16 protein-coding genes are annotated in these 13,772 nt (G+C 47.7%); 15 read left to right on the top strand and 1 reads right to left on the bottom strand.

The genetic code is table 11. The features are described 5' to 3' along the window. Positions 1-177: 177 nt before the first annotated feature. From RWM02_RS02460 to glyS, 15 genes are all read left to right on the top strand, one after another. Entirely contained in the window at positions 178-537 is a 360-nt protein-coding gene (locus tag RWM02_RS02460) for a DsrE/DsrF/TusD sulfur relay family protein (protein ID WP_314068868.1), read from the top strand. A 65-nt stretch (positions 538-602) separates the two neighbouring features. After that, positions 603-1,097 (top strand): YfbM family protein, encoded by a 495-nt coding sequence (locus RWM02_RS02455; RefSeq protein ID WP_314068866.1) that lies wholly within the window; start codon positions 603-605, stop codon positions 1,095-1,097. A 349-nt stretch (positions 1,098-1,446) separates the two neighbouring features. After that, positions 1,447-2,046: a LysE family translocator gene (locus RWM02_RS02450; protein ID WP_314068865.1), complete on the top strand. Its 600-nt coding sequence runs from the start codon at positions 1,447-1,449 to the stop codon at positions 2,044-2,046. 91 nt (positions 2,047-2,137) lie between these two features. Continuing rightward, entirely contained in the window at positions 2,138-2,812 is a 675-nt protein-coding gene (locus RWM02_RS02445; protein ID WP_314068863.1) for a response regulator transcription factor, read from the top strand. Positions 2,813-2,829: 17 nt separating this feature from the next. Beyond that, entirely contained in the window at positions 2,830-3,687 is an 858-nt protein-coding gene (locus tag RWM02_RS02440) for a hypothetical protein (protein WP_314068861.1), read from the top strand. Continuing rightward, positions 3,668-4,729 (top strand): sensor histidine kinase, encoded by a 1,062-nt coding sequence (locus RWM02_RS02435; protein WP_314068859.1) that lies wholly within the window; start codon positions 3,668-3,670, stop codon positions 4,727-4,729. Before RWM02_RS02440 ends, RWM02_RS02435 begins: the two co-directional genes overlap by 20 nt. A 609-nt stretch (positions 4,730-5,338) precedes the next feature. Further along, complete coding sequence (locus tag RWM02_RS02430) at positions 5,339-5,821, top strand: 3-isopropylmalate dehydratase small subunit (RefSeq protein WP_122863074.1); 483 nt, start codon at positions 5,339-5,341, stop codon at positions 5,819-5,821. 1 nt (position 5,822) lies between these two features. Further along, entirely contained in the window at positions 5,823-6,893 is a 1,071-nt protein-coding gene (gene leuB / locus RWM02_RS02425; RefSeq protein WP_314068856.1) for a 3-isopropylmalate dehydrogenase, read from the top strand. Continuing rightward, positions 6,890-7,135, top strand: coding sequence for a hypothetical protein (locus RWM02_RS02420; protein ID WP_122874017.1), 246 nt, complete (start codon positions 6,890-6,892; stop codon positions 7,133-7,135). The genes leuB and RWM02_RS02420 overlap by 4 nt, the downstream gene beginning before the upstream one ends. Then, on the top strand, positions 7,132-7,641 hold the full coding sequence (locus RWM02_RS02415) for a CiaD-like domain-containing protein (protein ID WP_314068854.1): 510 nt from the start codon (positions 7,132-7,134) through the stop codon (positions 7,639-7,641). The genes RWM02_RS02420 and RWM02_RS02415 overlap by 4 nt, the downstream gene beginning before the upstream one ends. Then, on the top strand, positions 7,607-8,743 hold the full coding sequence (locus tag RWM02_RS02410; RefSeq protein WP_314068853.1) for a tRNA nucleotidyltransferase/poly(A) polymerase family protein: 1,137 nt from the start codon (positions 7,607-7,609) through the stop codon (positions 8,741-8,743). The genes RWM02_RS02415 and RWM02_RS02410 overlap by 35 nt, the downstream gene beginning before the upstream one ends. A gap of 249 nt (positions 8,744-8,992) precedes the next feature. Next, positions 8,993-9,472: a tRNA (cytidine(34)-2'-O)-methyltransferase gene (locus tag RWM02_RS02405; RefSeq protein WP_314068851.1), complete on the top strand. Its 480-nt coding sequence runs from the start codon at positions 8,993-8,995 to the stop codon at positions 9,470-9,472. Beyond that, the gene (locus RWM02_RS02400) at positions 9,469-10,806 is read left to right on the top strand and encodes an endonuclease/exonuclease/phosphatase family protein (protein WP_314068849.1); all 1,338 of its coding nucleotides are present in this window, start codon (positions 9,469-9,471) and stop codon (positions 10,804-10,806) included. The genes RWM02_RS02405 and RWM02_RS02400 overlap by 4 nt, the downstream gene beginning before the upstream one ends. After that, complete coding sequence (locus RWM02_RS02395) at positions 10,793-10,921, top strand: hypothetical protein (protein ID WP_314068847.1); 129 nt, start codon at positions 10,793-10,795, stop codon at positions 10,919-10,921. The genes RWM02_RS02400 and RWM02_RS02395 overlap by 14 nt, the downstream gene beginning before the upstream one ends. Then, on the top strand, positions 10,918-12,951 hold the full coding sequence (gene glyS, locus RWM02_RS02390) for a glycine--tRNA ligase subunit beta (RefSeq protein WP_314068846.1): 2,034 nt from the start codon (positions 10,918-10,920) through the stop codon (positions 12,949-12,951). Before RWM02_RS02395 ends, glyS begins: the two co-directional genes overlap by 4 nt. A 60-nt stretch (positions 12,952-13,011) precedes the next feature. Here the strand turns inward: glyS and RWM02_RS02385 are convergent, their stop codons facing one another. Beyond that, complete coding sequence (locus RWM02_RS02385) at positions 13,012-13,761, bottom strand: class I SAM-dependent methyltransferase (protein ID WP_314068845.1); 750 nt, start codon at positions 13,759-13,761, stop codon at positions 13,012-13,014. Between the last annotated feature and the right edge of the window lie 11 nt (positions 13,762-13,772).

The following is a 13,772-nucleotide window of genomic DNA, read 5'->3' as shown; positions in this document are numbered from 1 at the left end:
AATTTCATTTTTCGGCGGCTTTTACTGCGACGAATTTATTTCAAATTTGAGCTCAAATTTAAGATACTTTACGCACAACTTAGCTAAAATTTGCACTGTTTGTACCGCAAAAACCAGCGGCGCCGCAAAGGCGAGGTTTTTAAGCGAAGCTAGTAAAAGTAGCAAAAGGAGCACAAAATGAAAAAATTTCTACTCATTCTCACAAATCAGCCCTATAACGGCACGGACAACGCGTATAACGCATTGCGGCTAGCGGGAGCGCTCAAAAACAGGGGCGAATACGTTAGGATATTTTTGATGAACGACGCTGTAGATCTCGCGCGAAATAGCACGCAAAAGCCCGAAAACTACGACTTTGATCTCGTGGCGAAACTAAAAGAGCTACACGCAAACGGCGTAGCGCTAAAAGTCTGCGGCAGCTGCGAGGCTAGATGCGGTCTGCACGCGGGAGAGCCGTATTTTGATAGCGAGATAAAAGGCAGCATGGATATCCTTGCTAGCTGGGTCGCGGAGTGCGATCAGGTGATGACGTTTTAGTTTGCTGCTCGCGGCAAATTTGCCTTAAATTTGAGACTTTATTTGATTTTAACTAAGGAGCGAAAATGGGAATGAGCGCGCACTACTACGCCTATGCGCAAGAGGTTATCGAGGCGATCAAAAACGACGGCGGCGACGGCGAGGCGCTGGACGAATACGACCTAGATAAAATGTGGGACGCGATGCATAAAACGCTAACGGGCAAAAATATGTTCGAGGCGATGAGTGCGGGCGAGGTTTTCGCGACGCCAAATCCGCTTAGCTGGGCGATATTTGGACGCGGCATGGCGGGTGAGGAGGGGAGCGAGGCGGTATCTTATATCGACGATGATGATGTGAAAGCCGTAGCCAAAGCGATGTCTGGTGCCGATATCGACGCGCTTTTAGCAAACGTAGATTTTGCGGACTTCGGCGAGGCGGGTACATACCCCGAGATATGGGAGCACGAGAGCGAATTTGAGGATATCAAAGCCGAGCTAAAAGAGCATTTTAACGGCCTTTTGAGCTTTTATCAAAAGGCCGCCGACAATGGACTTGGCGTGCTGATCGTGATAGCTTAGATTTCTAAATTTTACCGCAAAACCCGCTAAACGGTCGGCTGGCGTTGGAGCCGTTTTGCGGGGTAAATTTAAGCCCGATACATAAAGTCAAATTTGCGGATTTAAATTTGTGTGCTCAAAGATCGGCTTGCTAAATTTATGCTCTGCGCCTCAAAAAACGCAAGCAAAAGCCGCCGTAAAGCCAGGTAAATTTCCTTGCCTGCACATAAAAAGCAAATTTCGCGCCGCGACCCAAAAAAGCAAACGACGCCTTAAGCAAATTTTGCTAAATTTCCGCCGTTTGGCCGCCGTTTTTTATCTTAAATTTATTAAATTTGATTTACTATTTCTTTAAAATTTAAGGCGCTTTATGAACTACCTACTTTTTGCCGTTACGTTTTTCCCGATTAGCCTGATGCCCGGTATCAACATGACCTACGCGATGAGTATCGGCATGAGCCTAGGCTACGTGCGCGCGCTACCGATGATGTCGGGGCAGCTGGCGTCTTTGGCCTTCGTGGGTATTTGCTGTATGCTGGGCGTGGGCGCCGTTTTGGCGCATTACAGCTTCGCGTTTAAGGTTTTAAACATCATCGCGGGGCTTTATCTGCTGTATCTGGGCGCTATGCTGTTTTTTAGCAAAGGACAGCTTAGTATCACGAAGGTTTCGCAGCTGCCGAGCAAAAAGCAGATGTTTTTAAACGGCGCCGTGGTCTGCATCTCAAATCCTAAGGCGTGGATTTTTCTATCGGCCTTGCTGCCGACTTTTTTGGATGCGAACGATCCTTTTAGCCTGCCTCGCATACTCTCTATCACGGTTACGCTCGTTTTTATCGAGTTTTGCTCGCTTAGCATCTATGCTTTTGGCGGCGCGATACTAAAGAAATTTTTGCAAACTCACCTGCGTCTTTTGGAGATTTTTACCGCCGTCGTTATCTGCACTATCGGCGTTTTGATGATGTTTCGCTAAATTTACCCGCCCGTTTCTCGTTAAATTTGATAAAATAGGACAAAAATTATCGCTTTGCCCGTTAAATTCGGGGCAAATTTAAGGAAAGTAAATGTTTAAAATTTTAGTCGCCGAGGATGACGAAAATTTAAATAAAATAATCTGCCTAAAGCTCGCACAGGAGGGCTTTTTGCCGCTTGCGACTTTTGACGGGGAGCAGGCTATAAAGCTACTAGAGGGCGAGCGCGCCGATCTTGTCGTCACCGATATCATGATGCCCGGACTTAGTGGATACGAGCTAACCAAACAAATCAAGCTGCTAGACGAGTCGCTGCCGGTGCTAATGATAACGGCAAAAAGCGGCATGGAGGGCATGGAGAAGGGCTTTGTCACGGGGGTGGACGACTATATGAGCAAGCCTTTAAATTTAAAGGAGCTGATTTTACGCATAAACGCGCTTTTGCGCCGAGCCAAGATCGCTAGCGGCAAGCGGCTGAAGTTTAAAAACTCCGAGCTAGACTATGCGGCTCTTAGCCTAAAAATCGGCGGTGAGGCCGTAGAGCTCGCGCCAAAGGAGTTCTATCTGCTCTTTTTACTGCTCTCAAACCCGGGCAAAATTTTCACTCGCCTAGAAGTCATGCAAGAAATCTGGGGCTACGACACGGATAGCGACGAGCGCGCGGTCGATACGCACGTAAAAAAACTACGCCGCAAGCTAGAAAACTGCACGGACTTTGAGATAGCTACGGTGCGCGGCATCGGCTATAAGGGTGAAATTTACGAGTGAGGGGCAGGGAAGATAAAGTGAAAATTTTAAAAGCTATTTTCGCGGCGGTATCGGCTGTTTGCTATCTAAACTCGGCCGTTTTACCAGAAAGCGACTGGAGCAAAAAGGATCTAAAAGGCGAGGTTAAAAGCATGACGGCTACGGAGTACGAATACTCTATAGACGGCTCGGGCGCGCTAGAAAATACGCGCGTAAAGCGGACGGAGTTTAACGAAAACGGCTATATACTGCGAGAAACCGAGCATATAAACGGCGTGCCGAACAGCTCGGTTTTGTTTGAGTACGGTAAAGACGGGCTAATACGCAAAAAATACCAAGATAGCGCCGTTTATCTCTACGAATACGAATTTGACGGCGAAAATTTAGTCGCGACGGCCAAAGAGCAGCATGTTGAGGATAAATTTTACCCCCGCACGGAGAAAACCACTTACGGCAAGGACGGTAAAATGATCGCTCGGGCGGCATATTCGGGCGGGACGCTAGTGACGGACGATAGCTACGTCTACGACGAAAAGGGCGTTTTAACGCGGATAGAAAATAATATGGAGCCGCGCCACGGCATAGAGATAAGCTTCGAGCGCAAGCCAAACGGCGAATACGAAAAAATCACGCAAGCCCCGAACTCAAAATGGGTTTATTACTACGCCGCAAACGGCGACGAGATGGAGTATACGTCGGTAAATTACTTCGGCTCCGAGGCAAAAATCTGGCAAATCTTGCAGTTTAAAGACATAACGAGGGACGGGCGGGGGAATTTGACGCATAAAACCTCGGTCAAATTTAAGCCCGCGGACAAATACTACGAAAACGGCGACATAAAAGAGATCGGTCTATACAAAAAAATGGAAATAAAATATGAATACTACGCAAAATAAGAAAAAATACCTAATCAGTCTCAAAACCTACACCGCGGCGATGTTTATCTTCGTCTTTTGCGTGCTTTGCGTCGCGGCGTCGGCGGCCATCCTGGCTTATGAGCGGGTATTTGAGATGAAGCTTGGGATGTTTTGGGGCATTATCAGCTTTTGCGCTATCGTGATGGGCGCGGGCGGAGCGATATTTTACGCGGTATCGGCCTATTTTTTGAGATATGTCGAGAACTTTAGGCTAGCGGCCGGCAAGATCGCTAGAGGCGACTTTGCCGTTAGGGTCGCGCGTAAAAACTGCAAGCGCGGCGCAGATAGCGAATATCTGCACGAGCTAGACGAGCTGGCGGCAAATATAAATTTGACCGCGGCGGCGCTGGAAAAAATGGACTACATGCAAAAGGACTTCATTTCAAACGTCTCGCACGAGCTAAAAACGCCCCTAAGCGTCATCAGCGGCTACTGCGAGATCGCGCAGGACGAGACGGACAAGGCGCGCAGAAACGAGTACCTAGACCTCATAAAAGAGCAGGCAAACTCGCTAAGCAGGCTGTGCGAGGATATGCTGCTACTCTCGCGCCTAGATAGCCAAGCGGGCGTAAATTTGGACGAAAACGTGCGCGTAGACGAGCAGTTGCGAAAGGCCGCGGCGATGCTAATGCAAAAGTACGATGGGCGGGAGTTCGATCTAGATCTAGTCGCCGTGAGCGTACGTAGCAACGCCTCGATGCTAGCGCAAATTTGGGTAAATTTGATGGATAACGCGCTGAAATACTCAGCCGCCGATATCGGCGTGAGCTGCCGAGAAGAAGGCGGGCGGCTTATCGTTTGCATTAGCGACGAGGGGGCGGGCATAGAGGCTAACAAGCTTGAAAAAATCTACGATAAATTTTATCAGTGCGAGGAGTCGCACAAGGGTAAGGGTAGCGGTCTGGGGCTATCTATCGTGCGGCGTATAGTTTATCTTTTGGGCGGTGAGATAAGCCTTGAAAGCGAGCCTGGACGCGGCACGACTGCTAGCGTGAAAATCCCAAACGCGCGTAAAATTTAAGAAAACCGCGGCTAAAATCGTTTAAATTTACGCTTCTTCGGCGGGCAAATTTGACTCTCAGACTCGGCTGATTGCGCGGCAAATTTAACTTGCGGGCGCGAAATTTGACGAAATAAGCATAAATTTAACGCGAAATTTTAAAAAGTCATACAAAGGACACATTGAGGACACAAAAGGTAATTATAATTCTCCAAAAATAAAGGAGAAAAAATGAAAGATTCTGCAGTAACTCACGTAACTATGGCTATCGGAGCCGTGCTTTGGGGTTGTCTAACGGCAGCGGTGGTTTTGTTTTAACCAAACGTAACTATTTATAAAAATAAAAATCTGCGGACGAGTATCTCGGCGATATCTCGTCCATTTTTTGATCAAATTTAACCGTAATCCCGCCGCTCTAAAGCTTGCCTTTTCTAACTGCTCAAATTTACGCAGCTTTAAATTTCCGCCTCGGCGCGCTTATTTTTATGTTAAATTTGAAATTTGACCCGCGAGCCGAATCGTTTAAATTTAACCTCAAATTTACCCGCACCGACCGCTAGCTGTCGCGCTTTGATTGTTTATTTAGCTTCTTTTGGATAAAATCGCCCAAATTTAATCTTAAGGCGAATCATGAAACAAGCAAAAGTCTGGAAATTCGGCGACAATATCGACACCGACATCATCATAGCCGCGCGCTACCTAAATACCTCCGACGAGAAAATCTTGGCCACTCATATCATGGAGGACGCCGATCCCGAGTTTAGCAAAAAAATCTCCGTCGGCGACGTTATCGTAGCGGGCGAAAATTTCGGCTGCGGCAGCTCGCGCGAGCACGCTCCTTTGGCGCTTAAGGCCGCAGGCATAGGCGCGGTGATAGCTAAGAGCTTTGCTAGGATTTTTTATAGAAACAGCTTTAATACGGGCCTTTTGATACTGGAAATCAAAGAAACCGACGAGATAAACGCCGGCGACGAGCTAAAAATCGACGTGGATAACGGCGCGGTCGTAAATTTAACGAGCGGCAAAGAGTATAAATTTAGCCCGATACCGCCGTTTATGCAAGAGCTTTTAAAAAGCGGCGGCCTCATAGAATACGCAAAAACAAGGATATAAAATGGCTAAAATTTATAACATAGCGGTGATAAAGGGCGACGGCATCGGCCCTGAGATAGTGGATGAGGCGATAAAGGCGCTAGATGCGGCTAGCGCGGAGTTCGGCTTTGAGCTTAGCTATAACTTTTATCTGATGGGCGGCGTAGCGATCGACGTGTTCGGCGAGCCTTTGCCTAACGAGACGCTAAGTGGCGCGCTAAACTCGGACGCGGTGCTTTTCGGGGCCATAGGCGGGCCTAAATGGGACGGTGTGCCTCGCCATCTACGCCCTGAAAGCGGGCTTTTGAAGCTACGAAAAGAGCTTGGCGCGTATGCGAATTTGCGCCCGGCGATGATATTTGACGAGCTAGTTGACGCTAGCACGCTAAAGCCGTCAGTCCTTCAGGGCGTCGATTTTATCGTGGTTCGCGAACTAACGGGCGGGATATACTTCGGTCAGCCGCGCGAGAAAAAAGAGAACAGCGCCTATAACACGATGACCTACACGAGCGAGGAGATTGAGCGCATCGCAAAGGTCGGATTTGAAACCGCGATGAAGCGCAAAAAACGCGTCTGCATGGTCGATAAGGCAAACGTGCTAGAGACCAGTCAGCTGTGGCGAGAGGTCACGAGCGAGGTCGCAAAGAGCTATCCGGAGGTAAATTTGGAGTTTATGTACGTCGATAACGCAGCGATGCAGCTGGTGCGCGCGCCTAGTAAATTTGACGTGATTTTGACGGAAAATCTCTTCGGCGATATCCTAAGCGACGAAGCTAGCATGGTGTGCGGCTCGATAGGGCTCCTGCCAAGCGCCAGCATCGGAGGCAAGGTAGGCATCTACGAGCCCATCCACGGCAGCGCGCCCGATATCGCGGGGCAGGGCATCGCAAACCCGGTCGCTACTATACTGAGTGCTGCGATGATGCTTAGGTATTCATTTGGCGAAAACGAGGCCGCAAAAGCGATCGAAAACGCCGTAAAAGCAGCGCTCGCGCAAGGATACAGGACGAAGGATATATCGGAATTTGGCGCTAAAGAAATTTGCTCTACGAGCGAAATGGGCGGCATCATCGCCTCGCTAATAAAAAAATGAAAAATACAATCACAGAAGCCCTAATCTACGAGGCTCAAGGACTAAAAGACGACGCGCTGATAGTTTATAAAAACATCCTAAAGCGCGAGCCGACAAACGCCGCCGCGATCGCCGCGATAAGGCGTCTAAGCGGCCTTAGCAGAAAAAAAACGGGCGTAAACGAGCAGATGCGAGATTTTTTTATCAAGATGAAAACGGACGAAGAAATAACCGAATTTAAAAGGTGGCTGATAAAACTATGAAACTGGAAGAAATAGCGAAAATGGCGATAGACGAGGTGGCGATGGAGCTAAAGCAAATGAGCGCCGCACAGGAAAACTTAGACGCTCACGAGGCTGAAAACGGGTTAAATTTGGGGGGCGTTCCCGCGTCAAGCGGTGACGTAAATTTGACCAATGCCGCCGGGCTTGCAAATTTGGTAGGCGAGATAAGCGTAGCGGACGAGGCTAGCGAGTTTGAGGCGGCTTTGGATAGCGCGGTAAACTCGCAAAAAACCTCGGCAGAATTTGACGCCGTCCGGGAGGTCGTCGCGAGCACTGCGCCGCAAAAAGCCTTTGAAGTCGAGGTTGCAAATTTTACGGGCGAGGAGATATTTCTAAAAAACCTAAAAGAGCGCATTTTGGTGCTTTTTGAGGGGCTAAACGCGACGAGTGAGGAAAATCTAAAAGACAGGCTTTCGCTCACGCTTAAATTTTTAGAATTCGTGCTGGCAAATGTCGAAAATCGGCTCGAAAATCTGCAAAAATAAAAATCTAAAATGGTTGCGAGATTTTCTAGCACCCTACACCAAGCGCGCGTATATCGTCGGCGGCTGCGTTCGCGACGCGATGCTCGGTAAAAAAATATCCGACTTTGACGTTGAAATTTACGGCATCGACCTGGCTAAATTTGACGCGCTGATGGCGCAAATCGGCGCTTGCGGCGTGGGCAAAAACTACTTCGTTTATAAATTTAAAAATTTCGATCTTTCTTTACCGCGAACCGAAAACAAAACCGGCGAAGGGCACAAAGCGTTTGAGGTCGCTTACGCCGATGATGAGCGCGCGGCGTCTTTGCGCCGAGACTTTACCGTAAACGCGATGATGATAAATATCTTTGACGGCTCGTTTTTGGACTTTTACGGCGGAGAGCGCGACCTAAAACGCGGTATCTTGCGCCATATCGACGATGAAAAATTCGCCGAAGATAGCCTGCGCGTACTGCGGGCGGTTCAGTTTAGCGCACGGCTAAATTTCCGTATCGCGCGCGATAGTTTGCGGCTGATGAAACGCCTAAGCATCTCAGATCTTAGCCGAGAGCGCATAAACGGCGAGCTAATGAAGCTTTTCGGCGCTAAATTTCAAGAAATCGGCTTTTTATATCTTTATAAACTGGGTCTTTTGGGTAAAATTTTCGAACTAAATTTAAGCCGCGCCGAGGCGGAAAAATTTGCCGTAAAGCTAAAAAGCGCGGTCAAATTTCTACCCAAACAAAACGGCAAAAAAGACGAGCGCGAGTTTTTGTATCTTTTAAACGGCTATTTCGGCGTTAAAAATTTTTACGATTTAGGACTGCCGAAAAGCTTTGAAGCCTGCGTTAAAGAGCCGTTTTTTTCGCAGCGCCCAAGCGACGGCGAGCTGCTTAAAATTGCGCTAGATAAACCGCTAAAAAGCTGGCTCGGGCTAAACTCGCCCAGCCTCATAAAAAGAGCCAAAAATTTAGGCGTTTATGAGGCTAAATTTGAGCCCGCTACCAACACGGCGGAGATTTTAAAGCAAGGCTTTAAAGGCGCGCAGATCGGTGCCGAAATAAGGCGCAGGCAGGACTTGGCGATAGATAAATTTTTAAACGAAAAGTCAAGCCGCGCTTAAAAATTAACCTAGTTAAAAGCGCAAATTAGCTAAAATCAAGCCCTATTTTAAAGAGGCGAAAGTGGAAAAAATCTCAATTATAAATTTTCAAAACAAAAAAGAGCCGTCGCGATACGCTTGCGGCGATGTTTTTAAATACAACTTAAAAAATAATTTTTTAAATTTTACAAACCTTGTAAAAAGCTCAAATTTACGCGGCCAGACAAGCGCTTTTGCGTCTTTTAAAACGCAGGCTAAGGCGGCTTTTTAATGTTTAATATCGTCCTCGTTCATCCTCAAATCCCCCAAAATACGGGCTCGATCGGGCGCATGTGCGTAAATGCAAACCTTAAGCTACACATAATCAAGCCGACCGTTTTTGACATCAGCGAAAAGGCCGTTAGGCGCGCGGGTCTTGATTACTGGGCACTGCTAAATCCGGTGATCTGGGAGAGTTTGGACGAGTTTTTGTGCGCAAACGCCGCTTATGAGGATAGATTTTTTTACGCCACGACGAAGGCTCATAAATTTTATTTTGAAGCGGAGTTTAAAAAGGGCGACTTTTTGTTTTTCGGCGGCGAAAGTACGGGGCTGCCTATGGAGCTGATGGAGCGAAATTTCGCAAACGCGATCAAAATCCCGATGGGCGAGCACGGCAGGAGTTTAAATTTAGCCACGAGCGCGGGCATCATCGCGTACGAGGCCATCAGGCAAAATTTCGCCCAGTCAGGCCTTGGAAGCGCGCTATGAAATTTGCGGCAGATAGGCTCTTTGCGCTCTTTTTTGCGGCGCTATTTTTCGCCGTTTTTGCGGCGGGCGCCGAGCTAAAGATCGCTACTTTTAACGCGCAAAATTTATTTGACGCCAAAAACGACGGCAGCGAGTATAAGGATTTCGTCGTCGGCAAATCGGAATGGAACGAGAAAAAAGCGAGCGCCAAATTTAAAGCCGTAAGCGCAAAGATAAAAGAGCTAAACGCCGATATCATCGCGCTTCAAGAGATAGAAAACGAAATGATTTTAAAAGAGCTGATGAAGGAGACGGGGTATAAATATTTTGCCTTTTCAAAGGGTAAAAACGGCCCCGTAGGCCTAGCCGTCATCTCTCGCGTAAAGCCTGAAAAAACGCAGATCTTTAGCGTTCCAAACGTAAAAACAAGAGACATTTTAAAGCTTGATTTTGAAGCTGATGGGCAAAAATTTAGCCTTTTAAATTTACATTTTCCGGCTAGAAAAAATCCTTTAAAGCAGAGAAAAACGGCTTTTATCACGCTAAAATCAGCCTTAACGGATACCGAAAAGGTCGTGGTTTTGGGCGATTTTAATACGCCTTACGGAGATAAAGAGCTGCTTGGCGATCTTATGGCTAGTAAAAATTTAGCCAATCTTTGGGCGTTTTTGCCAAAGCACGAGCGCTACTCGCACACGAGCCTAAATGCGCTCGATCACGTCCTACTCTCAAAAGACGCGCTTAGTCAAAACTACGTTTTAAACAGCTTTAAGGTTGAGCAGAGCGGGGCACAAATTTCGGATCATTTCGCGTTGGTTTTTAGGCTAAATTTTGATAAAAACGCTAAAAATACGCTGCAACATATAGCCGAGGCGCGGGTCGGCGAGCTGTCAAAGAAGTCAAATTTGCCTGTTTTGTTAAAACGCGCTACGGTCGTTCAAAAAGATAAAAAGGGCTTTACGCTAGCGCAAGATAAGCGCGGCATTTACGTTTATGAGCCAAAAAACGACGCAAAGCCCGGCCAGGCCATGGACGTAGCGGTAAACCGCCTAGACGAGTTTAAGGGAAATCTTGAGATCAGCTCGCATTATGTGGTAAAAATTTATGACGAAACGCAAGATCCGCGTGAGCAGATGTTGGAGGCTAAAAACCTAAAGCAAGCGCGCCCTGGCGACGTGTTTAGCCGTATCGGCGGCGAAGTGCGAAACGGCAGACTCTACACGCCTTACGGAGATATCAAAATTTACGGCGCTAAGGGCAAACCGCACAACGAAAAAGAGGCGATTTTCACCTCCGTTCGCGTTGTGAGCTACAAAAACGAAACTCAAATTTGGATAGAAAATGAGAATAATTGACGCATTAGTACTGGGCGCATTCGTGCTTTTTATGATATTTTTGATGCGCGGATTCGTCACGCAGACGCTTGAGAGAAGCAAAAGAAGACAAAATTTAAAAAAGGATAAAAAATGAGCGAAACAAAAGAACTGATCGTGGAGATCGGCGTCGAGGAGCTGCCGGCGATCCCGTTTTTAAAAGAGTGCGGCAACGTCGCGGCAAAATGGCGCGAGACGCTAGCGCAAAACGGCCTGGATAGCGAGTGCGAGTTTTACTACACGCCGCGCAGGATCGCGTTTTATCACCCAAAATTTGCGGTGCGCCAGGAGGACGGATATAGCGAGTTTATCGGTGCGCCCAGACAAGTCGCGCAAAAAGACGGCGCATGGACGCCTGCCGCGCTAAGCTTTGCTAAAAAATGCGGTATCGAGGAGTCTGAGCTAAAATTTGAAACCGTCGGTGGCAAAGAGGTGCTCTACTATAAAAAGCCCGTTGCGGGCAAGCCTAGCTCTGAGCTTCTGGGCGATATGATCGAGAAGTTTTTGCTCGGCTTAAATTTTGGCAAATCTATGCGCTGGGGCGATGGTAAATTCGAGTTTATCCGCCCGGTACGCTCGTTTTTGTGCTTGCTTGGAGACGAGGTCGTTAAATTTAACAAATTTGACGTGGAAAGCGGCAATAGTATTTTTATGCACAGAAGCGTAAGCTACGATAAATTTACCGTCAAAAACGCAAAAGATTATTTCGCCGCGATGCCTAAAATCGGCGTAATTCTCGATCAAAATGCGCGCCGAGAGAAAATTTTGAGCGAATTTAAACAAATCGAAGTCAAAAACGGCGTAACGGTCGAGGTGGACGAGGCGCTGCTAGACGAAGTCGTAGCGATCACCGAGCATCCGACCGCGCTGCTTGGGGGCTTTGAGCGGGAGTTTTTGGAGGTGCCTAGCGAGGTCATTATCACCTCGATGAAGGAAAATCAGAGGTATTTTCCCGTTTTTGAGAGAGGCAAGCTCGCTAATCGCTTCGTGGTCGTCAGCAACGCTATATCGCCAGAGCCAGCACTCATCGTAAAGGGTAACGAAAAAGTACTTCGCGCGAGGCTTAGCGACGCGATGTTTTTCTGGCGCAGCGACCTAGCGCATGAGTTTGGCCCTGAAAAGCTAAAAAATATCACCTATCTAAAGGAGCTTGGCAGCACATTTGACAAAAGCGTGCGCGAGCTAGGCGTTGCAAAACGGCTGGCTAAAATCTGCGCCGATCGTCTAAAAGCGTGCGCAGGAGAGGGCTACGAGGCGCTGCTGGAACGCGCCGTGATGCTGAGCAAGGCTGATCTAACCATGCAGATGGTGTATGAATTTACCGAGCTTCAGGGCGTGATGGGCGGCTACTACGCGGCGGCTAAGGGCGAAAACGAAAACGTCGTAACCGCGATCAAGGAGCAGTATTTGCCGAGCGGCGAGGCTAGCGCGCTACCTAGCACTATCTTTAGCTCCGTCGTCGCGCTCGCGATAAAGCTTGAGACGCTAATAGGGCTCTTTAGCGCGGGTAAAATCCCAAGCGGCAACAAAGACCCGTATGCACTGCGCCGCGCGGCTAACGGCGTCATCAAGATCATCCAAAACGAAAATCTAAACTTTGACATCGCGGCGTTTTTGCGCGAGACGGCGGAGGGGTATGCTAAATTTGACGTCGATGCGCTGATAAATTTCATTTTCGATAGACTTTATACATTTTTTGACGTGAACCCGTCCGTCGTAAAGGCCTGCCTGGCTAGCAAAAAGGGCGACATACTCGCGCAGTGCGAGGCGATAGAGGCTCTAGGTGCGATCTGCGCGGCGGAGGACTTTAGGCAAAATTTCAGCACGTTTAAGCGTCTAGCAAATATCATAAAAGATGAAAATTTCGGCTCTGTAGATGAGGCGAAATTTGAAAACGAGAGCGAGAAAAAGCTAAACGACGCCTTTAAGGCCGCAGTAAAAGCCGTCGGCTCATACAGCGAACGCCTAAAAAATCTTTTCGGTCTAAAAGCTGCGATAGACGAGTTTTTCGACAACGTGATGATAAACGCCGAGGACGAGCTCGTGCGTAAAAACCGCCTTGCGCTCGTAGGGCAAATTTACGCGGAATTCCTTAAAATCGCCGATATAAAAGAGATAAGTTTGTGAAGCTTAAGCCGTTCGTATGAGCGGCTAGGTTTTTCGTTATACGGCGACGTAGAATTAAATTTATTTAACCGATTTAGTAGCGATATACGTTTTTATATTCAGATCATGTAGCCTGCCGGTGCCGTTCGTATCTTCGTATATATCGACGAGTGTAAAGCCGGCCTTTAGCTGCCCGCCTATTTGCTCGGTTAGATTATGAGAAAATTGCACTCCCGATTTTTGCGAAACCATAAAATCCATAGCTTTTTCGTCTTTTAGCGGATTAAACGGCATACTCCAAACTATCCGCTCCTCATTGCCATCGACGATATAGTTGATTTCGTTGTTTAGCCCAGAAAGCAAGACGCCGCCCTTTTTTAAAACCCTATAAGCTTCTTTAAAAATATGCTCCACGTCCTCTACGTAGCAGTTTGAGACGGGATGGAAAATAACGTCAAAAGCCTCGTCCGCAAAAGGAAAAGCTTTAGTCATATCACCCTGCAGAGCGTTTATCTCATAGCCCTCTCTAGCGGCTACCGAAAGTTCGGATTTTATTTGCTCGGATGATAGGTCAAACACGGTACACTTTGCGCCTAAAGCCGCAAATATCGGCATTTGTTGCCCTCCGCCAGATGCCAGTCCCAGGACACTCTTGTCTTTTAAATTTCCGAGCCACCCGCTAGGAACAGGAACGGTCGGCGTTAAGAAAACGACGTAGTCACCGCCTTTTGCACTCAGATACTGCTCGCTAGAAATGGGCTTGCCCCACTCCCAGCCTTCCTTGACCCACCTATCTATCGTTTCTTTGTTTATATCTTGATATGATTTCATATTTTTTTCTA

This window comes from Campylobacter showae (genome assembly GCF_963515975.1).
GTDB lineage: Bacteria > Campylobacterota > Campylobacteria > Campylobacterales > Campylobacteraceae > Campylobacter_A > Campylobacter_A showae_F.
The sequence above is the reverse complement of the archived record's forward strand: the minus strand, read 5'-3'. Positions and strand labels throughout refer to the sequence as shown.